At 67.6% G+C, this 23,994-nt stretch carries 17 protein-coding genes; 5 read left to right on the forward strand and 12 right to left on the reverse strand.

Going from position 1 to position 23,994, the window contains the following annotated elements:
* The first annotated feature begins 431 nt into the window (after nucleotides 1-431).
* Together AC1AYD_RS05780 and AC1AYD_RS05785 are read left to right on the forward strand one after the other, a co-directional pair.
* Nucleotides 432-3,830 carry a bacterial Ig-like domain-containing protein gene (locus AC1AYD_RS05780; protein ID WP_476544814.1) on the forward strand — a complete coding sequence of 1,133 codons (3,399 nt, stop codon included), beginning with the start codon at nucleotides 432-434 and terminating at the stop codon, nucleotides 3,828-3,830.
* A 223-nt stretch (nucleotides 3,831-4,053) separates the two neighbouring features.
* A complete protein-coding gene (locus AC1AYD_RS05785; protein WP_476502654.1) occupies nucleotides 4,054-5,130 on the forward strand; it encodes a LacI family DNA-binding transcriptional regulator in 1,077 nt (358 codons plus the stop codon).
* Here AC1AYD_RS05785 and AC1AYD_RS05790 read toward each other — a convergent pair.
* Nucleotides 5,034-6,134, reverse strand: coding sequence for a LacI family DNA-binding transcriptional regulator (locus AC1AYD_RS05790; RefSeq protein ID WP_476502655.1), 1,101 nt, complete (start codon nucleotides 6,132-6,134; stop codon nucleotides 5,034-5,036). The two genes, AC1AYD_RS05785 and AC1AYD_RS05790, sit on opposite strands and share 97 nt — an antisense overlap.
* Nucleotides 6,135-6,459: 325 nt before the next feature.
* On the opposite strand from AC1AYD_RS05790, the gene AC1AYD_RS05795 reads away from it, so the two are divergent.
* Both AC1AYD_RS05795 and AC1AYD_RS05800 read left to right on the forward strand, forming a co-directional pair.
* Nucleotides 6,460-9,846 (forward strand): bacterial Ig-like domain-containing protein, encoded by a 3,387-nt coding sequence (locus AC1AYD_RS05795; RefSeq protein WP_476544815.1) that lies wholly within the window; start codon nucleotides 6,460-6,462, stop codon nucleotides 9,844-9,846.
* 158 nt (nucleotides 9,847-10,004) lie between these two features.
* Nucleotides 10,005-10,412, forward strand: a complete 408-nt coding sequence (locus AC1AYD_RS05800) for a type II toxin-antitoxin system HicB family antitoxin (protein WP_476502657.1) — start codon at nucleotides 10,005-10,007, stop codon at nucleotides 10,410-10,412.
* A 4-nt stretch (nucleotides 10,413-10,416) separates the two neighbouring features.
* Here AC1AYD_RS05800 and AC1AYD_RS05805 read toward each other — a convergent pair whose 3' ends face one another.
* The 7 genes from AC1AYD_RS05805 to AC1AYD_RS05835 all read right to left on the reverse strand — a co-directional run bounded on the left by AC1AYD_RS05805 (nucleotide 10,417) and on the right by AC1AYD_RS05835 (nucleotide 20,511).
* Complete coding sequence (locus AC1AYD_RS05805) at nucleotides 10,417-12,117, reverse strand: ABC1 kinase family protein (protein WP_476502712.1); 1,701 nt, start codon at nucleotides 12,115-12,117, stop codon at nucleotides 10,417-10,419.
* 276 nt (nucleotides 12,118-12,393) lie between these two features.
* Nucleotides 12,394-12,687 carry a phasin family protein gene (locus tag AC1AYD_RS05810; RefSeq protein WP_476502658.1) on the reverse strand — a complete coding sequence of 98 codons (294 nt, stop codon included), beginning with the start codon at nucleotides 12,685-12,687 and terminating at the stop codon, nucleotides 12,394-12,396.
* 64 nt (nucleotides 12,688-12,751) lie between these two features.
* Nucleotides 12,752-13,504 carry a type 1 glutamine amidotransferase gene (locus tag AC1AYD_RS05815; RefSeq protein WP_476502659.1) on the reverse strand — a complete coding sequence of 251 codons (753 nt, stop codon included), beginning with the start codon at nucleotides 13,502-13,504 and terminating at the stop codon, nucleotides 12,752-12,754.
* A gap of 25 nt (nucleotides 13,505-13,529) precedes the next feature.
* Nucleotides 13,530-14,954, reverse strand: coding sequence for a MurT ligase domain-containing protein (locus AC1AYD_RS05820; RefSeq protein WP_476502660.1), 1,425 nt, complete (start codon nucleotides 14,952-14,954; stop codon nucleotides 13,530-13,532).
* Nucleotides 14,955-14,959: 5 nt separating this feature from the next.
* Nucleotides 14,960-16,564 (reverse strand): replicative DNA helicase, encoded by a 1,605-nt coding sequence (dnaB, locus tag AC1AYD_RS05825; RefSeq protein ID WP_476502661.1) that lies wholly within the window; start codon nucleotides 16,562-16,564, stop codon nucleotides 14,960-14,962.
* Between the two features lie 433 nt (nucleotides 16,565-16,997).
* A complete protein-coding gene (gene recR, locus AC1AYD_RS05830) occupies nucleotides 16,998-17,600 on the reverse strand; it encodes a recombination mediator RecR (protein ID WP_476502662.1) in 603 nt (200 codons plus the stop codon).
* 22 nt (nucleotides 17,601-17,622) lie between these two features.
* Complete coding sequence (locus tag AC1AYD_RS05835) at nucleotides 17,623-20,511, reverse strand: DNA polymerase III subunit gamma and tau (protein ID WP_476502663.1); 2,889 nt, start codon at nucleotides 20,509-20,511, stop codon at nucleotides 17,623-17,625.
* Between the two features lie 255 nt (nucleotides 20,512-20,766).
* Here AC1AYD_RS05835 and AC1AYD_RS05840 point away from each other — a divergent pair, with 255 nt between their 5' ends.
* A complete protein-coding gene (locus AC1AYD_RS05840; RefSeq protein ID WP_476502664.1) occupies nucleotides 20,767-21,348 on the forward strand; it encodes a TetR/AcrR family transcriptional regulator in 582 nt (193 codons plus the stop codon).
* Here AC1AYD_RS05840 and AC1AYD_RS05845 read toward each other — a convergent pair.
* The 4 genes from AC1AYD_RS05845 to AC1AYD_RS05860 are packed head-to-tail and all read right to left on the reverse strand — an operon-like array spanning nucleotide 21,345 to nucleotide 23,577.
* Nucleotides 21,345-22,478 (reverse strand): diacylglycerol/lipid kinase family protein, encoded by a 1,134-nt coding sequence (locus tag AC1AYD_RS05845; protein ID WP_476502665.1) that lies wholly within the window; start codon nucleotides 22,476-22,478, stop codon nucleotides 21,345-21,347. The two genes, AC1AYD_RS05840 and AC1AYD_RS05845, sit on opposite strands and share 4 nt — an antisense overlap.
* 57 nt (nucleotides 22,479-22,535) lie before the next feature.
* A complete protein-coding gene (locus tag AC1AYD_RS05850; RefSeq protein WP_476502666.1) occupies nucleotides 22,536-22,910 on the reverse strand; it encodes an Rv3654c family TadE-like protein in 375 nt (124 codons plus the stop codon).
* On the reverse strand, nucleotides 22,907-23,281 hold the full coding sequence (locus tag AC1AYD_RS05855; RefSeq protein ID WP_476502667.1) for a TadE family type IV pilus minor pilin: 375 nt from the start codon (nucleotides 23,279-23,281) through the stop codon (nucleotides 22,907-22,909). Before AC1AYD_RS05855 ends, AC1AYD_RS05850 begins: the two co-directional genes overlap by 4 nt.
* Nucleotides 23,282-23,286: 5 nt before the next feature.
* A complete protein-coding gene (locus AC1AYD_RS05860; RefSeq protein ID WP_476502668.1) occupies nucleotides 23,287-23,577 on the reverse strand; it encodes a DUF4244 domain-containing protein in 291 nt (96 codons plus the stop codon).
* Nucleotides 23,578-23,994 lie beyond the last annotated feature (417 nt).

Raw genomic sequence — 23,994 nt, forward strand, 5'->3', positions numbered from 1 at the left:
AAGTCCCGAAACGTGACGTGACACCGCATCGACCGCGGCCGCATCGCGGCATCGCGGCCACGACGCACCTCAGTGACGGCCCGCCGGCGACGACGTGGACCAGGCTGCCTTCCCCGGATTTCCGGCGTTCGCACCGGGCTGCACGCGAGTCGCCGTGCGGCCCGGCGACGGCGACGACGGGGGCGACGAAGCCAGGTGCCGACGGTGCGTTGTTATTCGCAATAACGTTTTCATATGGCGATTTCCGATGATTACGGACGCCGTAAACGCAATGATTCCAATGATTCTGCGTTCCTTTGCGTGATTTTTCGATTTGCTCGTGAAAACGTTATGATATACACTGGCCGTGTTCGTCGAGACGCAGTGTGGCGGCGAGCGCGGGGCGGAAGACCCCGAAGCAACGGTTCACCCGTAGAAAGAGGCAAGGAAGCATGGGACAACGATGGAGTGCGGTCGTGGCGGCGGTGGCGGCCACGGCGATGATGGGCGTGGGGCTGGTGTTCCCCGCCCAGGCCCAGGAGACCACGAAACCCACACAGACGCTTGACGTCGACTACTCGCAGCAGACCGGCGACTTCCTCGGCGGCGCGTCCGGAACGCTGTACGGCCTCGGCGACGACGGCTCGCCGACCGATGCGATCCTCGACGGCGCGCGCGTCGAGAACTCGTCCCAGAAGCCCCCGTTCGGCACGCAGCACCCCAGCGGCGACTCGCTGGCGCTGGAGAACCAGTTCTTCGCCAACGGCGGCAACGAACTCGCGATCTACATGCAGGACTACTACCCGGATTGGTCGTACAACAAGGGCAAGCGCCCCGGCGACAACCGCACCTACAAGCTCGACGTCGACCCGTCCGACCCGTCGTACGGCACCTACACCGAGGGCAGCGACGGCGTGTGGGACTACGCGCAGGTCACCGAGATCGTGATGAACAAGGTGCTCGCCAACACCGAACACCCGGACCAGTACACGTTCATCCCGTTCAACGAGCCCGACGGCGGCAACTGGTACGCCTCCGGCGACAACGCGAACGCGGCCATCTTCCAGACCTTCCTGACCGACTGGGATGCTGAATACCAGCTCGTCCAGAAGATCTGGAACGAGTACAAGAGCGGCGAGAAGACCAACGTGCACGGCGTCAAGCCCACCGCCGACCACGCCCGCGTGGCAGGCCCCGGCGACTCCGCGTACCGCGCGAACCGCTCCGACAAGTTCCTCGAGCACGCGAAGGCCTCCGGCACGCTGCCCGACGTGTTCGTCTGGCACGAACTGGGCCGCGGCAGCCTCGACGCCTACCGCTCCCACTACGCCGCCTACCGCGCGCTGGAGAAGAAGCACGGCATCAGCCCGCTGAAGATCAACATCACCGAATACGGCGAGCTGCGCGACATGTCCGTGCCGGGCCAGCTCATCCAATGGCAGTCCATGTTCGAAGACACCAAGGTCCAGGCCGAGACCGCCTACTGGAACTACGCGGGCAACCTGTCCGACAACGCCGCGAGGGCCAACTCGGCCAACGCCGGCTGGTGGCAGTTCAAGTGGTACGGCGACCTGCGCGGCCAGAAGACCGTCCAGGTGACCAGCGAGCACCCGAACCAGCAGGACAACCTGCAGGGCATCGCCGCGCTCGACGCCACGAACCGCAAGGCCACCGTGCTGTACGGCGGCGCGAACGACGCGAACTCCGACGCCGTGCAGAACACCGGCGCGAACATCCCCGTCACCGTGCACCTGACCGGACTCAACAAGGCCGGACTGGGCGGCAAGGTCGACGTCGAGGTGCGCGAGAACGCGTTCACCGGACCCGACGGCGTGGCCGCCACGCCTCGCGTCGTCAACGCGATCTCCAACGCCGAAGTCAAGGACGGCACGCTCGACGTGACCACCGTCAGCGTCGACCGCTACGCCTCCTACCAGCTCGTCGTCACCCCGCACCAGGACCGTACGCTCGTCACCGACGCGGAGAACGGCAAGGCCCTGCTCGTCCAGGAGGCCGAGAAGTCCCAGCTCGCCGGCGGCGCACAGGCGTACACGAAGACGCCCTCCGGCTCCGGCTGGAGTTACTTCATGGCCTCCGGCAACGGCGACGTCGGCAGCTTCAAGACCGGCGGCACCGCCACCTGGAACGTGTCCGTCCCTGCGGACGGCGTCTACCGCCTGCAGGTGACCAGCGGCAACACCGGCTTCCCCGGCGCGAACGCCGTGACCGTCGACGGCAAGGACTCCGGCAGGCTCGCGTTCGGCGCCGAACTCGCGATGAAGGACGCCGCCAAGTGGAAGTACTACGGCAGCGCCGAACTCGAACTGAAGCTCACCAAGGGCGACCACGCGATCACACTGCACGGCGATTCCGCGTTCGATAACACGCTCGACAAGTTCCTGCTCTACCAGGTCTCCGGCACCGGTGACGACGCGGCCGCGGACCGCACCGAATACCCGGCCGCCCAGTTCCGTCTGGAGGACGGCGCCAAGCTCTCCTACGCCGGCGACGGCACGGACGGCTTCGCCTCGCTCGCCGGCGGCTCGGCCGACGTGTTCGCGCACGCCTGGCAGAGCGGCTACCATGACGTGACCCTCGACTACACCGCCGCCAAGGGCGCGAAGCTCACGCTCGTCATCAACGGCGTGACCGTGCTCGACACCACCGCGCAGTACAACGGCCTGCAGTCCACCACCGTGCGCGCGGCCCTGTCCGAAGGCATCAACCGTCTGACGCTGACCGCCGGCGACGGCGTGCTCGTCCGCGACATCGTCACGGCGCGCGCGGCCTCCTCCGACACCGACAAGTCCGTCGTCTCCGTCGAGGCGGAGGACGCCACGCTGGGCGGCGGCGCGAATGTCGTCACCTCCGACGCCTCCAACGCGAGCGGCAAGAAGTTCGTGGCGGGCCTCGGCAACCAGTTCGAGACCGCCGAGACCGGCCCGAACGGCATGGGCGACCGCACCCGCGTCGTGGTCAAGGACTCCAACAACACCCCGACCGTCCACACGGACGACAAGGGCACGCTGACGATCCCCGCAGGCAAGGTGCCGGCCGGCACGTACACGGCGGTGGTGAGCTTCTCCAACGACGCGTTCATCGGCAAGCACTCCTACAACCCGCAGATCGTCGACCTCGGCCTGCAGGTGCGCCAGGGCGGCGCCGACGGACAGGAGATCGCGCGCGGCGCGTTCCGCTACACGTACTCGGACACCAGCTTCCTCAACCGTTCGCTGGAGTTCATCACCGACGGCTCCGCGCTGACGCTCGGCAACTGGGATCCGGCCGGCACGGGCAAGGGCGCCGTCTCGTGGGGCGTCGCGCCGAACATCGACAAGATCACCTTCTACCCGGTGACGATCGGCGAGGTCGCCAACAAGGACGCCGTGCCCGATGAGCCCGAGCCGGAGCCTCAGCCGGGCGTGACGCTGGAGTCGATCGACGCGAAGGCCGCGAGCGACCACATCGCCCTCGGCGGCGAGCTCAAGCTCACCGTCACCGCCCGCTACAGCGACGGATCGGCGAAGGTCCTGGACGCCGGCGCCTACCAGGTCAGCGGGTTCGACGCGGACAAGGCCGGACAGCAGACCGTCACCGTCACCTACACCGAAGGCGACAAGACCGTCACCACCCAGGCCACCGTCACCGTCGACAAGAAGGGCGACAACGGGTCCGGCGACAACAACGGAACCGGCGATACGAACGGCTCCGGTGCCGCCGGAAACAAGCCGCAGACCGGCAAGACCGGCCTGAGCGCCACCGGCGCCGGCGTGGCCGCGGCCGCGGTCCTGGCCGTGGCGATCGCCGCGGCGGGCGTCACGCTCGCCCTCATGCGCCGCAAGCGCGCGTAACGTCGCGTCAGGCGTGGGGTGACGTGGCACGTGGCGCGCATCACGCGCGGTCCACGTCACGTCAGCCCACGCCCCAGTCGCACAACACCGGACGGCCCGGCCGCATCCCCACGGATCGCGGCCGGGCCGTCCGCCGTCAACGGCGTCATGACGCCGCCATGCTACCGTGTACACGATTCCGCTTTCCGGAACCGATGAACGACCTTACGAAATGGGAATCCCGATGCCTAGAACAGCGAACCGCGCGAAGACCGCGTCGATCAAGGACGTCGCGGCATTGTCCGGCGTCTCCGTGCCGACGGTCTCCCGCTATCTCAACGACCGCGAGCGCGTCAGCGAGGAGAAGCGCCAGCGCATCGCCAAGGCGATCGAACTGCTCGACTACCGTCCGAACCCCATCGCCCGCGCGCTGGTCAGGGAGCGCACGCGTCTAATCTCCGTGCTGACGACCGACACCACGCTGTACGGACAGTCGGAGATGCTGCACGGCATCGAACTGCGCGCCCGCGAGGACGAATACCAGCTGAACATCAACATGATCACCGGGGAGTCGCGCGACGACATCCGCCGCAGTGTGCGCCGCGCGTTGGACCAGAACCCGGTCGGCGCGATCCTGCTCAACTACGACGCGGCCAGCGCCGAGGCGTCCACGTTCTTCCCCTCAGACATGCCGGTGGTGCTCGTCGCCGGCGACCGCAATCCGGACGTCGCGCAGGTCTCGCTGCAGGAGAACGACGGCGGCCGCGACGTGACCCGCCATCTACTCTCGCTCGGACACCGCACCGTCGTCCATGTGGCGATTCCCGGCGGTTCGGGCGGCTACAGCCGACTGTCCGGCTGGCGGCAGGCGCTGGCTGAGGCGGGCGTGTTCGCACCGGAGCCGGTGATGGCGACGTGGGACCCGTACAGCGGACGTGAGATCGGACGCGAACTGGGCACGCGCCGCGACGTGACTGCGATCTTCGCCGGCAATGACGAGGTCGCGATGGGCGTCATCCGCGGGCTTGGTGATGTGGGCCGCCGAGTGCCGGAGGATGTGAGCGTCGTCGGGTTCGACGATCATCCGCTCGCCAGGGTGTGGAACCCGGCGTTGACGACCGTGCGCCAGGACTTCCGTCGGGCCGGCAGCGTCGCGTTCGACATGTTGGCCGCCCAGATCGACGACGTGGTGGCCGGGCGCGGGCGCACCGACAATTGGACACGCTACACGGAGTTGCCCGGCGAGCTCATCGTGCGCGAATCGACGTCGCAACCGCATCCGCAGGAGCGGCGGGCGACGAGCGACGCCGCGACCAGCTGAAGGTCAGGCGCGCGGTCGGGTTCGACGGCCGCGCGGAAGATGCGTTCGGCGATGGCGTGGGCGTCCTGTCGGACGACGGTGAGCGGCGGCCAGCTGAACGCGGAATCCACGGTACCGTCGAACGAGATGAGGGCAATGTCTTCGGGGACGCGCACGCCCCGCTCGTGCAGCGCGCGCAGCGCGCCGATCGCTTCCAGATCGGAATCGGCGAACACGGCGTCCGGGCACCTGCCGGAATCCAGGAGCGCGAGCATCGCCTTATAGCCGCCCTGACGGGTGAATCCCGCATCGACGACGGGACCGGCGGCGACGCCGGCCTGGTCGTGCACGCGCCGCCACCCTTGGATGCGCGGATCGTCGAGCCCGTCGCCGGCTTTGCCGGACAGCATGGCGATCGAGGTGTGGCCGTGGGCGAGCAGGTGTCTCACCGCCGATTCCACCGCCGACTGGAAATCGGTGGACACGCATTTCGCGCCGGGCACCGGCTTCGTCTGGTCGAGGATGACGAACGGGCATTCCCGGCGCGGAATCGACGCCAATTCGGATGAGGGCCGTGCCGAGGCGACGATGACAGCGTCCACCTCACGGGCGATGAGCCGGGCGATGCGGTCCCGCTCCTTGTCCGGATCCTGGTGCGATGCCATGAACATCGCCGAATACCCGCTGCGGGAGGCGATGGATTCCAGTTCGCCGTACACGTCGGAGAAGAACGGATTGGACAGATCGGGCACGACGACACCCAGCGTGCGCGACGAGCCGGTGCTCAGCGCCCGCGCCACCGAATTCGTGCGGTAGTCGAGCTTCTCGGCCGCGGCACGGACCCGTTGCGCGGTCTCCGGGGCGACCGGGCGCGGGCCGTCGTTGAACACGTAGCTGACCACCGCCGTCGAGACGCCGGCAAGACGCGCGACGTCGGCGCGGGTGGCCCTGCGGCGGCGGCTTTTCCCCGCCGTCGTCTCTCCGTTCGGCCGTGCCGTCTCGCCCCGCCGTTCGGTTCCGGACATTGCGCCTCCCTGATGTTCCGCCGATCTGATGTTCCGCCGATTCGCCGGGCCGCCGGCCCGGTGGCCCATGGCGGCTCCGCCTGCCGTTTCACCTTGCCGCACGTCATCGACCATGATCGCCGATGCGCGTGTTCTACGCCAGTAAACCATAGCGGCGTTCTCGTTATGGCAGATAACACGCCGCGCATATCGCGCTGATTTGCGTCATCTATCTACGCGCGTAGAATCGATGGTGCGATTCGATGTGGGAATCGTTGGCGCGGTTCGATGTGGGAGCCACGGCGCCAACCAGTCAACGAGGAAAGTCAACGAGGAAAAGGGAATCATGAGCATCACGAAACGCATACTGCGATCGGCCTTCGGGGCGACCGCGGCGCTTGCCACGCTGTTCATCGGCGGCGTCACGACGGCGAGCGCCCAGGCGCAGGACAATCCGAAGCCGGCGCAGACCATCACCGCCGACTATGCGGCCGAGACCGGCGACTTCCACGGCGGCGCCTCCGGCATGCTGTACGGCTTGGGCGACGAGGGTTCGCCGACCGACGCGATCCTCGACGGCGCGCGTGTCCAGGTGACCTCGCAGAAGCCCGCCGACGGTCTGCAGCACCCCAGCGCCGACGTGCTCGCCGTGGAGAACTCGTTCTTCGCCAACGGCGGCGAACAGCTCGTCGTCAACCTGCAGGACTGGTACCCGGACTGGTCGTACAACGGCGGCAAGCGCCCCGGCGACACCCGCACCTACAAGCTCGACGTCGACCCGAACGACGCCTCCTACGGCACCTACGCCGACGGCCAGGCGAACGGCCGCTGGGACTTCGACGAAGTGCTCGAAGTGGTGATGAACAAGATCCTCGCCAACACCTCCCACCCGGACGACATCGTCTTCATGCCGTTCAACGAGCCGGACGGCGGCAACTGGTACGCCTCCGGCGACAACGCGAACGCCGCGATCTACAAGCAGTTCCTCACCGATTGGAACGATGCCTACGCGACCATCCAGAAGGTCTGGAATCAGTACAAGAGCGGCGAGAAGGCCAACGTCAACGGCGTCAAGCCGACCGCCGACCACGCGCTGATCGCCGGCCCCGGCGACAGCGTGTGGCGCGCGAACCGCACCAAGACGCTGCTCGAAAGCGCCAAGGCGGCGAACACCCTGCCGGACGTGACCGTCTGGCATGAGCTCGGCAACGGCTCGCTGAAGAACTACCGCAGCCACTATGAGCAGTACCGCGGGTTCGAGAAGGAGCTCGGCATCTCCCCGCGCGCCATCAACATCTCCGAGTTCGGCGAGCTGCGCGACATGTCCGTGCCGGGCCAGCTCGTGCAGTGGATGAGCATGTTCGAGGGCACGAAGGTGCAGGCGCAGACCGCCTACTGGAACTACGCGGGCAACCTCAACGACAACATGGCCCGCGCCAACAGCGCCAACGGCGGCTGGTGGATGTACAAGTGGTACGGCGACCTGCGCGGCACGCAGACCGTGAAGGTGACCAGCGAGCACCCGGACAGCGTCGACAACCTGCAGGGCATCGCCGCGATCGACAAGACGAACCGTAAGGCCACCGTGCTGTACGGAGGCGCGAACGACAGCACCAAGATCGGCGCGGACGTGCCGGTGACCGTGCATCTGACCGGACTCGACCCGGACGTGTTCGGCGACCACGTGGACGTCGCCGTGCGCGAGAACGCCTACACGGGCCCCGACGGTGTGGCCGCCACGCCTCGCGTCGTCAATGCGGTCTCCAACGCCGAAGTCAAGGACGGCACCCTCGACGTGACCACCGTCAGCGTCGACCGCTACGCCTCCTACCAGCTCGTCGTCACCCCCCACCAGGACACCACCGTCGCCGTGGACGACGCGGCGAACGGCCGCTCGCTGCAGACGATCGAGGCCGAGGACACCGAGCTGACCGACGGCGCCCGGTCCTACACGAAGAGCGACAACACCGGCTCCTGGGGCAACTTCATGTTCTCCGGCAACGCCGACGTCGGCAACTTCAAGAACGGCGCCAAGATGACCTGGAAGGTGGACGTGCCGGCGGACGGCGACTACCGTCTCCAGCTCATCACCGCACCCGCCGGCTTCCCCGGCGTCAACCACGTGAGCGTCGACGGCAAGGCCGCCGGCGACCTGGAAATCCCCGCGGAGCTGGCGCTCAAGGACGCCGCCAAGTGGAAGTACCGCGGCAGCGCCGAGATCGTGCTCGACGGCCTCACCAAGGGCGAGCATTCCATCACCGTCGAAGCGACCGACCTCGACAACGAGTCCGACAAGCTGCTGCTCTACCAGGTCTCCAAGGGCGGCGACTCCCCCGTCGATCAGGTGACCTACCCGGCGTCCGACATCCGCCTGTCTGACGGTGCCAAGCTCTCCTACTCGGGTGACGGCACGAACGGCTTCGCCGATCTCAACGGCGGCACCGCCGACGTGTTCGCCCACGCCTGGCAGGCCGGCTACCACGAGGTGGCCGTCTCCTATCACGCCGCCAAGGGCGCGACGATCGCGCTGGCCGTGAACGGCCAGCAGGCCGCTACCCTGACCGCCGGCGTCGACGGACTCCAGACCTCCTGCGTGAAGGTCGCCCTGTCCGAAGGCATCAACCGCATCACGCTGGGAGGCGCGGCCGGCACGCTGGTCCAGAGCGTCACGACGGCACGCGCCGCCGACTCCGACGAGAAGGCCATCACGGTCGAAGCCGAGAACACCAAGCTCTCCGGCGGTGCGAAAGTCGCCAAGGACGACTCCTCCGACGCGAGCGGCAAGGCGTTCGTGACCGGCCTGGGCAACCAGTTCGTCACCAACGAAAGCGGCAAGGCCGGCTACGGCGACCAGACGCGCGTCGAGGCCACCGCGGACCACGTGCCCACCGTCATCCAGAATGACAAGGGCGCGATGACCGTGTCCGGCGTGCCGGCCGGCACCTACGACATGGTCGTGAGCTTCTCCAACGACGCGTTCATCGGCAGCCACTCCTACAACCCGCAGATCGTCGACCTCGGCCTGCAGGTGCGCCAGGGCGGCGCCGACGGCCAGGAGATCGCACGCGGCGCGTTCCGCTACACGTACACCGACAAGCACTTTATGAACCGTTCGGTGAACGTGACCACGGCCGGAGGCGACCTGACCCTCGGCAACTGGGATGAGGTCGGCTCCCGCAAGGCCGCGGTCTCGTGGGGCGTCGCGCCGAACGTGGACAAGATCACCTTCTACCCGCTGGTCGCCGGCGAGGTCGAGAACACCGAGCCGGAGCCTCAGCCGGGCGTGACGCTGGAGTCGATCGACGCGAAGGCCGCGAGCGACCACATCGCTCTCGGCGGCGAGCTCAAGCTCACCGTCACCGCCCACTACAGCAACGGATCGGCGAAGGTCCTGGACGCCGGCGCCTACCAGGTCAGCGGGTTCGACGCGAACAAGGCCGGACAGCAGACCGTCACCGTCACCTACACCGAAGGCGACAAGACCGTCACCACCCAAGTCACCGTCACCGTCGACAAAAGCGGAGACAACGGCAACGGCGACAACAACAACGGGGCTGGCGACACGAACGGCAACGGCGACGCCGGAAACAAACCGCAGACCGGCAAGAGCGACGGCAACGGCAAGACCGGCCTGAGCGCCACCGGCGCCGGCGTGGCCGCGATCATCGCCGCGACGGTGATGCTGACGGCCGCCGGCATCACCCTCACCTTCACGAGCCGCAAGCGCGCGTGACAGCCCTCTAGGGCGAGCGGTTCCCGGCCCCCTCTGACGAGGGGGCTGTCCGCGTCAGCGGACTGGGGGAGAGATACCCCGTACGCAATCATCGCCACGAACGTCGCCCCATCCAACACCCGCACCCCAGCGCTCATATCGGTGGTATCATCACCGATATGAGCGAATCCCAGAACACCGGGTCACGGAAGACCCCCGCCGACACCACCGCCGCGGACGGCGCCAACCCGAAAACCACCGTCCCGGACGTCAACCATTACGCCTACCGCATCCGCTGGGACGGTAAGTCCGAACGGTTCGTCGCCTCATGCGCCGAACTGCCGGACGTGACGTTCGAAAGCGCTTCGCAGCTGGAGGCGTTCGTCGGTATCCGCAACGCCGCGGAGGCCGAGGTCACGCGACTGGTGAAGGCGGGCGAGGAGGCGCCGGAACCACTGTCGGAACGCCGCTTCTCCGGGCGCATCCTCGTGCGCATCCCCCCGGAGCTGCACCGTTCCTTGAGCATCGAGGCCGCCGAACAGCACATCAGCCTCAACCGCCTCATCTCCAACCGTCTCGCCGGCTGACGGCCTACCGCCGCTTCTGCTTGCGGCCCTTCAGGTAGATGTCGGCGACGATCCAGCATCCGAGCACGAACGCCACCACGTATCCCATGAATCCGACGATCGGGATGCCGAAGATGATCGGCTTCATGCCCGCGTAGTACACGATCGACGATCCGATGAACAGGCCGACCACAATCAGCGCCATCGTGAGCCTGTTCACCATGTCGCTCAGCAGCTGGAACGGCTCCTGCGAGCCGACGAGCTCAATGTTGGTGCGCAGCTGCCCGCGGGTGAGCATGCGGGCGGCCACGTTGAGCTCGCTCATCGCGCCGAGCGCGCTGTGCAGCGCCTCATGTCCCTCCACTCCCAGGGATTTCAGCTCGTCCGTGACCATCTGCTTGGGGCTTTTCGACGTGGCGATGTGCTTGGAGATGATCTCGATCATGTTCACGTTGGGGATGAACTCGTCGAGCAGGCCCTCCAACGTGACGAGCGCACGCCCCACGGTGGTGACGGTGCTCGGCACCTCGATGCCGTGCCGGGTGGCGAGGTTGGTGAGCGCCGTGATGAACGCGGCGATGTCCAAATCGGCGAGGTCGACGGTGCCGTATTCCTTGACGATCGTATCGAGGTCGGCGAGCAGCGACGGATAGTCGGCCGGATCCGCTTCGGCGCCGGCGAAGCGCAGAAGCCCGTCGGCGAGCTGCGGCGAATCCTGTTTGGCGACGGCGAAGATCATCTCCTTCATCACGGCTCGCGTCTTCGCGTCGAGCCGGCCGGTCATGCCGAGGTCGATGAGCACGATCTGCCCGCCTCGGATGATGATGTTGCCCGGGTGCGGGTCGGCGTGGAAGAAGCCGTCGTCGAGAATCTGCGTGGCGTAGTTGTCGACGAGCTTGGTGCCGATGTCGTTGAGGTCGTAGCCGGCGGCGATGAGCTTGCCCGGATGGGAGACGGAGATGCCTTCCACGTATTCCATGACGACCACGTGCTCGGTGCACAGGTCCGGGTAGGGCGTCGGGCAGTCCATGTATTTGAAGGGCGCGGCGAACCGTTTGAACTCGGCGAGGTTGCGCGCCTCCACGAGGAAGTCGGTCTCGGACTGGAACGTGTCCCACAGCTCCTCGACCACGCCTTTCAGGTCGACGATCTGCGTGTTGCGGAACACTTTGGTGGCGCCTTTGGCGATGGAACGCATGATGGACACGTCCTGCGCCATGGTCTCGCGCACGCCGGGGCGCTGCACCTTGACGGCCACGTCCTCGCCGGTGACGAGCGTGGCGCGATGCACCTGGGCGAGCGAGGCGGAGCCGAGCGGCTTGGAGTCGATATGCGAGAAGATCTCGTCCACGGGCCTGCCGTATTCGGCGGCGAGCGTGTCGAGCACGGTCTCGTAGGGCATGGGGTCGGCGTCAGCGCGCAGTTTGGCGAGTTCGTCGCAGAAGCTCTGCGGCAGCATCTCGGAACGCATCGAGAGGATCTGGCCGACCTTGACGAACGTGGGTCCGAGCGCCTCGAACATGAGGCGCATCTTGACGGGCGTGAGGCCTTTGAGCGCGTCGAAATGGTTGACGATGCGCACGATCTGCGCGAGTCGTTTGGCCTTGCCCCGGCGCGTGAGATGGTAGCGCGCGGCGAAGTCGTCGCGGCGCGGACCGAACAGTCCGATGGTCTCGTTCTGGGCGGTGTCCCACACCGGCACGGGCACGGGGATGTCCGGGGAGATGTGCGACGCGGCGGACTGCCGCTCGGACCGTTCCGCGGACGGCGCCGTCTCGGACGACTTCGCGGCCTCGGACGACTGTGCCGTCTCGGACGACCGCGACGGCGAGGCCCCCGCCTGTTCGCCGTTCGTCTCTGTTGTCGACGTGGGCTTCGTATTCGTCACGATACGTCTCCTTGATCGGGCTTGAACCGCGGCGACCGTCGGCGGAATCCCCCACACGGACGAGGGTTCATCCGCCGACGGTCGTCAGCGCAATCGGATGGGAAGCTTCGACGGTCAGGCCTCGTCGGCCTTCTCGTCCGCCGGCTCCTCCGGCGTTTCGGCCGGATCGGCGGCGTCCGCGGCCTTGGCGGCGCGCTTCTCGTCGTCCTTGGCGGCGTTGTTGACGAGCGACTCGCCCACCTTGCGCTTGAGCTCGGTGTTGAGGCTCTTGCCCTGTTCGACGGTCAGCTCGCCCTTCTTGACGAGGTCGTCGACCAGCTCGCTGCCCTTCTCGTATCCGGTGGCGAGGGCGCCGATGCCCGCCAGCACGACCTTGCGCAGGCCGTCACCCAAATCGAAGTCTGCCATGATGTCCCTCCTTCGTGAAGGTCGCGCACGGCTCGCTGCCATGCGCACGTACGCTCTAAGCCTACTACCGCGGTCGCGCCGCGGCCACCTTGCGTGCCTGCTCGGCGATCTCGTCGATGTGCTCAAGCTCCCTGCGCTGTTCCTCGGTCTGGTCGGCGGTGCCGAATTCGCCGTAGCGGCGTTCGGCGGCCACGCGGATCAGATAGTCTGCGATGGCGGGGTTCTTCGGCAGGAGCGAGCCGTGCATGTACGTGCCGATCACGTTGTTCATGCGCGCGCCTTCCGTATGGTCCTCGCCGTTGTTGCCGCGTCCCTCCTGGTCGACGTGGCCGAGAGGCGCGACCCCGGCCCGCAGGAACGTCTGCCCGGAATGGTTCTCGTAGCCGATGATGTCGCCGAATTCGTCGGAGTGCTCGACGAGGTTGCCGATCATGCGCACGTCGCGGCCGACGGTGTGCGCCTGGATCACGCCGATGCCGTCGAGGCGCGTGCCGTCCACGGTCTCGAAGTATTCGCCGAACAGCTGGTACATGCCGCAGATCATCAGCATGGGCACGCCGTCGGTGGCGAGCGCGCGCAGCAGGTCGGCACGGCGGAAGAAGTCGTCGACGATCTTCTTCTGACCGGTGTCCTGCCCGCCGCCGCCGAGGATCATGTCCACGTGTTCGGGCCATTCGTCGCCCTGGTTGTACGCGGTGACGCGCGGCTCGTAGCCGTAGAGCGCGAGCCGGCGCGTGATGGTGAGCACGTTGCCGGAGTCGCCGTAGATGTTCATGTCCTTCGGGTAGAGGGACATCACGTCGATTACCTTGCCCATGTCTTGTTCCTCGTTTCCCTTCGTCCTATTCGCCCACGCCGGCGTCCGCCACGTCGGCGATGCGGCCGAGCGCGGCGCGCACCTTGAGCATCGCGGTATACGTGCAGTAGATGTGTTTCGGCGTGCCCGGGTTCGCATGCACGAACAGGTTCAACGCGGATTCGATGTCGGTGTCGGTCTGCGAGACCGGCACCTGGTCGTATGCGAGGCGCAGGGCCATGTCCCAGGCGCGCACGCCGGACACCTGCGCGACGCCGGTCCCGCGCAGGGAGGTGAAGTCCACGTCCCACAACCAGCTCATGTCGCGGCCGTCCGCGTATTCGTCGTTGATGACGATCATCGTGTCCGCGCCTTCGGGAGGGAAGCTCGCCAGGGAGAGCCGGAAGCCCATCGGGTTCTTGACGAGCAGCAGTTCGACCGGGCTGCCCGCCGCCTCGATGACCTCGCCGCGCCCGAACGCGGGCGTGACGCGCGCCACGGCCCGGATAAGCGAGTCGGTGTCCGAGTCGGCGAAATGCCTGAGCCGCTCGCGGAACGCCTCGCCTCCGGCGGGGGCAGCCGCGGTCCGCGCCCGCGGCGCGTCGGCGACGACCGTGCGCACGACGGCGAGCGCGGCGGCCGCGTTGTACAGGTTGTACACGCCTTCGAGCTTCACGTCGGTCGTGTGCTCGCCTCCGTCCAGTCGGAACGTGGCCCGATGGTCACCGAATGCAGTGAACGTCACGTCCGCCGGCAGTTCGACGGCCTCGGCGTCGTCTTTCCGCTCCTGCCGGCCGGCGGCGGCCGTGCCGGAGACTGCACCTTCCTCCACGCTCACGGTGGTGGCCATGTCGTCGTCGGAGGGGAAGAGCTTCTTCAATTCGTCGGACAGGCCGAAGTAGCGCACCTGCGTGCCGGCGGGCGTCAGGGCCGCGAGCGCGGCGATGCGCGGATCCTCGCGGTTGAGCACGACGGTGCCGGTGGTGGTCTTGGCGACCTCGCCGAGCAGCCGCGCCGTGTTGTCGATCTCGCCGAAGCGGTCGAGCTGGTCGCGCATCACGTTGAGCAGGAGCGCGTAACGGGGTTTGACCTGCTTGACGAAGTGCACGGCGTACGCCTCGTCGAGTTCCAGCACGGCGATGTCGGCGTCGAGCCGGCCGCCCAGCGTGACCTGCTGGAGCAGCGCGGAGACGACGCCGCGCGTGAAGTTCGAGCCGGTCGGATTGGTGAACACCTTGAGCCCGAGGTCGGAGAGCATCGAGGCGACCATGCGCGTGGTCGTGGTCTTGCCGTTCGTGCCGGAGACGAGCACGACGCCGAGCGGGAGCCGTCCGAGCGTGCGCGCGAGGAAGCCCGGGTCGATGGTCTCGATGACCTTGCCGGGGAACGCGGATCCGCCGTGGTGCAGCAGGCGGGACGCCCAGCGTACGCCTTTGCCGATGGCGGGTGTGGCGAACGAATTCCATGCCATGTGTCTCATACCCCCTGTCCGCCGGAGTTGTAGTCCTGCGGCATGTCCTTGAATTTCGATGTGGCGCCGAGGAACGCCAGGTGGAAGGTCTCGGTCGGTCCGTTGCGGTGCTTCGCCATGATGATGTCGGCCTCGCCCGGACGATCCTCCTTGTCGTAGAAGTCCGGTCGGTGCACGAGGAACACCACGTCGGCGTCCTGCTCGATCGAGCCGGATTCACGCAGGTCGGAGAGCTGCGGCTTCTTGTCGTTGCGCATCTCGGGCCCTCGGTTCAGCTGGGAGAGCGCCACGACCGGCACCTCCAGCTCCTTGGCGAGGAGCTTCAGCGCGCGGGAGAATTCGGAGACCTCCTGCTGGCGGCTTTCGACCTGTTTGCCGGAGGTCATGAGCTGCAGGTAGTCGATGACGACAAGCTTCAGGTCGTTGGTCTGTTTGAGACGGCGACATTTCGCGCGGATCTCCATGAGGCTCATGTTCGGCGAATCGTCGATGAACAGCGGGGCGTCGTCGAGCTTCGACCAGAAGCCGTTCAGCGTGTTCCAGCGTTCCGGCGTGATCTCGTCGGCGCGGCGCAGGGCTCCGAGCGGGATGTTCGTCTCGGCGGAGATGATGCGCTGGGCGAGCTCCACCTTGCTCATCTCGAGGCTGAACACGATGGTGGTCATGTGGTGGTGGAGGGCGGCGGCGCGGGCGAAGTCGATGCCGAGCGTCGACTTGCCCATGGCCGGGCGGCCGGCGACGACGACCATCTGGCCGGGCTGGAGGCCCTGCGTGAGGTCGTCGATGTCGCGGAATCCGGTGGGCACGCCCTTGTTGACGAGTCCCTGCTGGAGCTTGTCGAGCTGGTCGAGCGCGTCGTGCACGACAGGGCCGATCGCGGCGTAGTCCTGGCGCACCTTGCCGACGCTCATCTCGTACACTTCGGCCTGCGCGAGGTTGACGACGTCCTCCGCCTGCGAGCCTTCGGCGGAGTAGCCGAGCTGCGCGATCTTGGTGCCGGCGGCGATCACGTTCCTGAGGATCGCGCGCTGGTGCACGATCTCCGCATAGTACGTGGCGTTCGCCGCGGTGGGCACGGAGGCGACGAGCGAATGGAGGTAGTCGGCGCCGCCCACCTTCTCCAGGTCGCCGCTTTTGAGCAGCTCGTTCGCCACGAGCACCGCGTCGACGGGCTGCGAGGCGGAGAACAGGTTGATGATCGCCTCGTAGATGGTCTGATGCTTCGGCTGGTAGAAGTCGGTGACCTCGATCATCTGCGAGACCTCGCCGATGGCGTCCTTGCTCATGAGCATGCCGCCGAGCACGGCCATCTCCGCGTCGTCGTCATGCGGGGGCACGCGGTCGAACAGGGCGTCCCTCACCGGCGTGCCGGTCGCGCCAGGCACGTACCCGCCGCGACCGTTCCCGCGGCCCGTGCGCGTGCGGCCGCCACGGTCGCCGCCACGGTAGGGGCGGTCCGCGGGCGCGTCGTCGCCGTACGGGCGATCTGCGGGCGCACCGTCCGCAGGCTCGTCGAAGCCGCCGTCCGCGCCGCCGAAGTCCTCTTCGGGAGGCGTGAAACCGGCGTCGCCGTCGTCATGCGGTTCGTCGTTCCAAGGTTCCTCAGCCATAGGCCACAGTATAGATTCCCGTATCGAGTGCGGTACATATCCACCGCTTTCACGGCGCGCTGGGATTGCGGCCGGCGCTTGCCGCCAATGCCATCGCCGATGCCCGCCACCGGCACCCATCGCCTCACCGGCACCCATCGCCGATACGCGATTCGCAGGGTTTTCCCAGCGAATCGCATCGGCTTTCCCGGGCTTCCGCATCGTCGCTTGGAGGTTCACGCGGTTACATATGAATCACCGGCGAACGACAGACCGCCACGACGGAACAGACCATCGGGCGGACGAAAGCGAACCGGCGAGGCCGTACCCCTTCTTCCCGGCCCCATAACCATAACTGAAAACCCTCTTTCTTCTTCCTCTCTCTCCTTCTCGAAAGGGTCCGGCGGACGCATCCGCCGGACCCTTTCGTTCGTTCCTAGCCCGTTTGCCGCCGCTACGCCTCGCGGCGGCCGGCGAGGGCCCGGCCGAGCGTGATCTCGTCGGCGTATTCGAGGTCGGAGCCGACGGGCAGGCCGCTGGCGAGACGCGTCACCTTGATGCCGAGCGGCGAGAGCAGCCGGCTCAGATACGTGGTGGTCGCCTCGCCCTCGATGTTCGGGTCGAGCGCGAGGATGACCTCCTTGACCGTGTCGTCCTTCAACCGTTCCAGCAGTTTCGCGATATTGAGATCGCTGGGGCCCACGTTCGCCATCGGGTTGATGGCGCCGCCGAGCACGTGGTAGAGGCCTCGGTATTCGCGCGTACGCTCGATGCTCATCACGTCTTTCGGCTCCTCGACCACGCAGATCACCGTATGGTCGCGGCGCGGGTCCGCGCACACCGGGCACGGACTCGCCTCGCACACGTTGCCGCACACGTCGCAGAACCGCACCTTCGCCTTCACTTCGGTAATCGCGTCCGTCAGGTCGGCCGCCTCCTGCTCGTCGGCGCTGAGCAGATAGAACGCGATGCGCTGCGCGCCCTTCGGCCCGATGCCAGGCAGCTTGTTGAACGCGTCGATGAGACGCTGAATCGCGCCGTCATACGCCAATGCCATGTGGTCATCTTCCTTCCGTCATCTACTCGTCGTGCTTGGGCGCGGCGTGCATGTTGCGCGGGTTGCGCGGGTCATCGGCCGCAAACGTCTCGACCTTCTTCACTTCGAACAGTCTGCGCAGTTCGTCGCGGTTCATCGCCACGGCGCTGCCGAGCGATTCGTCGTCCATCGAATACTCGTCATCGTCCGCGTCTACCTGCGGTTTCGCGGAGCCCGCGGATTGCACCGGCGGAGTGTTCCACGGGTCGTTCGCCCGCCCGTCCTGCCCGGACTGCACACCGGACATACCGGGCATGCCGGATTGCGGCGATGCCGCGGAGCCGTTCCCCATGCCGCCCGCGTTCCGCGCCGGCATGGACGCATTCCACGGATCATCGGGTTCGGCCGGCGGCGGCACGTCCTTCCACGGGTCGTCCGGTTCGACCGGTTCCGCCGGCCCGTTCGACGCGCCCGGATCGCGTACCGCGGGTTGTCCGCCGTTTTGTCCCATGACGGGAGCCGACCGGCCCCCGTTCGCAAAGCCGCCGTTCGCCGGAAGCGGCGTATTCCATGGATCGGCGGAATCCGACGCGGCCGCGGACCGTGCTCTCCGGTCGTTCGTCGCAGCGGGCGCGGGCTGCGCCCACGGGTCCGTGTCGTCGCTCAAATCGGGCACCGCCACCTGCTTGCGGTGATGCTCCGGTTCCTGAGCCGCTGACGATCCACCCTGCTTCGGCAGAGGATGCGCCCACGGGTCATCATCCCGCGATGTCGTCGCCGGCTGCGCCCATGGGTCGTCGTTCACGGATGCGGTTCGCGCCGAGGTGCCGGGCGACGCCGGACCGGATGCCGCGCCTCGGTGGCTGTCGTCGTCCTCCGCCTGGTCGGGTGCCGAGGAGGCCGCGGACTGCTCACGCGCCCCTTCCTTGGCGCCACCGGCGTTCGTCTCGCCGGACTGCGCCTTCGCGGCGGCCGCCTGCAGGTTCTCCTGCAACAGTTGAGCCTTGATCTTCTGCTGCTCGCCCTGCGACAGTTTGCTGAACGGCGGCGTCTTCTGACCGTCGTCCGTGGTGGGCGTGGGAGCGAGATCGGCCTGCGGGCCGAACAGCTTGCGCACTTCGGCGCGCACGATCGACACCACCTTGTTCGTGCCGTCCACCGGCTCGGAGGCCACGGCGAGCGCGAACGCGTACTTGTTCAACGCGGTGTCGAAGCGCAGCCACACGCGCGGGCGGCCGGTCTTCGCATAGGTGGGGACGAACTTGATGCGCGCCCTGTCGCGAGCCACGTAGCGGCGCACATCCTCGGGCAGCGAGGAGAGCATCGCATCCCACTTCTGATCGGGCGTGCGGTTGTCGGGCTGGGCGGGCGCGGAAGGCTGTACGGTCGCAGAAGACTGAACAGGTGCGGAAGGCTGCGCGGCGGGTTGTGCGGTCGTCGTTTCCGCCCCGGTCACGCCGGACGAAGACCGGCCGGGCGTTCCCGTGGTCGCGCCCTGCACGACGACACTACCGGTTTCGGGGTGCTGGTTGCGGGCCGACCCCGCGAAACCGCTACCGGCCACCTGACTCGTAGAGGCGGTGGACCGCCCCGAATCCTGCGATTGGCCGTCTGCCGCATCGTGATGCTGGTTGCGGGCGGCACCGGCGAAACCGCCGCCACGCGAGCCCGACGTCGCTCCGGCGAAACCGCCACGCGCACCGGTCGTGCCGGATGCGGTGCCGGAACCGGAGACAGAAGTCCCCGCGCCGGAACCGGACGTAGCACTGGCACCCGGCATACCGGCACCCGGCGCACCGACACTGGCCACCGGTGCCGCGAAACCGTTCTCACGGCCGGCGAGCAGTCTCGCGGCCAACAGTTCCAAGCGCATGCGCGGCGAGATCGCGCCGGTCATCTGGCCGAGTGTCGCGTTGATGATGTCCGCCATCGCGGTGAGCTGAGACAGTCCGAGCGCCGCCGCCTGACGGTGCAGATCGTCCATGTCCTCCACTTCGGCGGTGTCGGAGAGCACGGTCTCCGCACGGTCGCCGGCCAAGGTGAGCACGAGCAGATCGCGCACGCGGGCGAGCAGGTCCTCGACGAACCGGCGCGGGTCGAATCCGCCGACCACGACCTTCTGAATCACGCCGTACAGGTTCCCGCCGCTCGCGTCGATCACCGCGTCGATGGCCTCGCCGATCAGCGCCTCCGGCGTGAAGCCGAGCAACGCCACGGACGCGTCGTGCGTGATCACGCCGTCCACCGCGCCGACCATGAGCTGGTCCAGCACGGAGAGCGTGTCTCGCACGGAGCCGCCGCCGGCGCGCATCGCCAGTTTGAGCACGCCCGGCTCCGCCGTGATGTGTTCCTTCTCGCAGATCTGTTCCAGATACGGCCCCATGACTTCGGCGGGCACGAGTCGGAACGGGTAGTGGTGGGTGCGCGAGCGGATCGTGCCGATCACCTTGTCCGGCTCGGTCGTCGCGAAGATGAACATGACGTGCTCCGGCGGCTCCTCCACGATCTTGAGGAGCGCGTTGAAGCCCTGCGGCGTGACCATGTGGGCCTCGTCGAGGATGAAGATCTTGTAGCGGTCGCGAGCGGGGGCGAAGCCGGCGCGTTCGCGCAGTTCACGGGCGTCGTCCACGCCGTTGTGCGAGGCGGCGTCGATTTCCACCACGTCGATGGAGCCGGGACCGCCGGTGGCGAGGTCCTTGCAGGATTCGCATTCGCCGCACGGATGCGAGGTGGGGCCCTTCGCGCAGTTCACGCATCGGGCGAGGATGCGCGCCGAACTGGTCTTGCCGCAACCTCGCGGGCCGGAGAACAGGTAGGCGTGCGTGAGCTTGCCCTCGTCGAGGGCGCGCATGAGCGGGACCGTGACCTGGTCCTGGCCGATCACCCCCGCGAAGGTGTCGGGTCGATAACGGCGGTACAGCGCCAAAGCCATCGCTGGTTCCTACTTTCTTTCCATCGGATCGTCCGGAACGCGGGCCCGCGCCGGATTCCGCGGGCCGCTGCCCGCCCGGACGTCCATTGCACTGCCCTCTAATCTATCCCAACCGGCGCACGTGCGACTACGCATCGCACGCGCGATGCCGGACGGGACGCCGCGCACGGGGTCGCACACGGCCGCGGCGACCGCGCGTGTCCGCCGTCCCGCCGCGCATACACTGGGCATATGGGCATTGACACGACGTCAACAATGACGGTCAAAGGTGACGCGAGACGGCTCGCGATTGTGCGCGCGGCACGGGAGATCTGCTTGGAGAAGGGCTTCTCCAAGATCACCGTGAGCGACATCGCCGGACGCGTGCACATGACCAGATCGCTGTTCTACCACTATTTCCCCGACAAGGACGCGGTGGCGGACGCCGTCCTCGACGACGTGGTCGAAGACATCCTGACCAAGCTGGCCGTCTGGGACGCGTCCCGCGAACCCGGCAACATCGGCAAGGCGCTCGACGACATCGTGCGCCTCACCCGCGCGCTGATCGCGGACGAGAGCCCGTTCTCCGCACGCATGATCCACGAGGGCAACGCCGAACTGTACATCCGGTTCATCGACCGCATCGCCGACCGCATCGCCGACATGTTCGAACGGACCACCGTACGCGATTTCGAAGCGCTCCACGGGCTGCCGATCAGCAACGTGCACGAGACGTTCTTCACGCTGATCGTGGGCCTCATCTCGCTGCTGCGCTCGCACCCGGAGACGCCGGACGAGACGGTGAAGAGCCTGCTCGCGCAGACCCTGCACCTCACCGAATACATCGGCACGGACTAGACGAACGCGCCGGTGACCGGGTCGCGGCCGTCGCGCCCAAGCATGGCGAGCACACGGTCCTCGCCATGCTCGCGTTCCTGCAGCCGGGCGACGGCGGGAGGCACGAGCACGCGCAACGCATGGCCGCACGCCCGCACCGCGACCGGCAGCCGGCCGACGTACTCGCCGTCAGCCATGAGCACGGGCGGCTCGACGCCCTCCCCCGCACGCGTGATCTCGACGTCGCGCACACGCTTCCAGCCGAACACCTTCGAGCCGAGCAGCTTGCCGTTGTAGCCCTTCGAGATCGCATCGGCGATCTCCACCACATTCGGCATGTGGTCGATCCAGATCAGGTCGAGCAGACCGTCATCGAGCCGCGAATACGGGGAGACCTCCAGCCCGCCGCCGATATGCCGCGAATTCGCCACGGTGAGCATCGGCGAGACGATGTCCCGCTCCTCCACCGAGCCGTCCGCCAACGTGGCCTTCACGTGGTAGCCGTACCGTTCGAGATGCGCGACCTCCACGAGCACGGCGGCGAAGTAGCGCAGCGAACCGCCCGGCAGCCGCGAACGGTTGGCCCGGTCGTTGATGCTCGCGTCCAATCCGCACGACAGCATGCCCGCATAGTAGCGGTCGAACGCGGACGCCGTTCCGGCATGCGCCTCGCTAGACGGCTTCACCTCCTCGCCGGTGGTCGGGTCGGTCGCGACGGCACCGGCCAGCGCCGTCACCCGCCCCATGTCCACGTCGATGTGCGAACCGCGCACGATGGCGCCGACGATGCCCTCCACCGCGGTATCCACACGGTTCACCGGCAGCTTCAGGCCACGGGCGAAATCGTTGCCCGATCCGGTGGCGACGATGCCGAGCGGCTTGCCGCTGGAACCGACGGCGTTCGCGCCGAGGGCGATCATGCCGTCGCCGCCGACCACGACGAGATGGTCATAGTCGGCGATACGCCCGCGCGCGTTGGCGAGGGAATCGTCGAAACCGTCGCCGGTCAGATCGATCACGTCGAACCCGTACCGTTCGCCGGCCGCGGCCAGCAGCCCGCGCACGCGCTCACCGACCGCGGTCCCCTTGCCCTTGTCGGACGCGGGGTTGCCGACCATCGCGACCACGCCGTAATCCTTGCTCTCCGTCATGCCTTCACGATAACCGGAAAGCCGGCGGAACCGCCAGTGCCGATGAGGCGATGGCGTTCAGCCGTCGCACGGCACCGGTCCGGCGCGCGCGTCGACCGTGATCTCGGGCATGAACGGCACGTCGGTGGCGAGCGCGACGCGCACCGTCACGTCGCCGCCGTCCTCGCCGCCGACCTCGCAGGAGGCGAGGCGGCCGGCGTGCGCCGTCGCGACGGTGGCGGCGACGGCGCACGGCTCGCCGCCACCGACGTTCCGCGCGACCGCCGCGGACAACGCGGCCAGGTCGGCGGCAGACCGGCCGACGGCGCGACGCACCAGCAGGTGGCCGGCCGAGGCGGCGGCGGTCAGCAGCACGGCGACGAGCATGATGAGCGCGATGCCGGCCATCGTGCCGGATCCCTCGTCGGCATGTCCGATCGCGGCGCGGCTCATGTGATCACCCCCACGGCCCGACCCTCGACCCGGGTGGGCAGCACGCCCATCGGATCGGGGATCACCGGGCAATGCGTCGTCACGGTCACCCGATCACCGGCGCGGCTCACGTTCACCGTGATGCCGCCACCGCCGACGGCGTGGGCGACGGCCGAGGGATCGGCGTCGTCGCCGGCCGTGACCGCCGTGCGCGCGGCGGCCGAAGCGGCGTCCTGGCATCCGATGGACACCATCACCGTGCGGGCAAGCGCGAGCAGCAGCAGCGCGAGCGCCACGACGGCGGGCAGCACCGTGGCGAATTCCGCGGTGACCGCGCCGGGATCGGCATGCGGCGGGCGTCTGGCCCGACGCCGCATATAGCGTGCGATCATGGCGATCAGCCTCCCATCATCAGCGCCTTCTTGACGATGTCGAGCAGCATCTTGCGCACGGCGTCGGATTTGAGGATGGCGACGAGCAGGGCGGCGAAACCGGTGGCGGCGACCAGCACGACCGCGTATTCGGCGGTGGCGGCGCCCTCCTCGGGTTCGGCGGCGAGCGTGCGCATGCGCGCGTCCATTACGCATAGTCGGGCGCGGCACGTCTCGCGCAGGCGTTCGGCGCGCTCGCGGGCATGGGTGAAGATGCCGGCCCGTCCTTCGCCGTTGACGGGGATGACGGTGTTCATGGGAGTTCCTTTCCTTGAGGATGGTGGGTGGTGGGGTTGGCATGGATGTGGATGTTCGCCGGTTGGCGGGAATCGACGGAGGATGGGGTGGCAGCTGCCATAGGGGTTGGCGATGAAGGTCGGCGGCGACGCCGGAGGAGGCACGATATTGAGTTATGGACCGATCGGTCGTTCCACTGTGCGCGATGGGTGCCGGAACTCGCAACGGATTCCGGGGCATGTGGTCAGTACCCCCCTGGTTTTCCACATCCCGGGCGTGTCATCCACATCGTTGTGGATAACAGGGCACGTGATATCACCGGCTTTCCGCCGATAACCCCCGATTCCGAAACATGCAGGGATACATACATACGGAACCAGGCTCGGACAAACGAAAAGGCCCGCCGAAGCGGGCCTTTTCCACAAGTCCAACCTAGG

The sequence above is a fragment of the Bifidobacterium sp. LH_426 genome, from assembly GCF_056356875.1.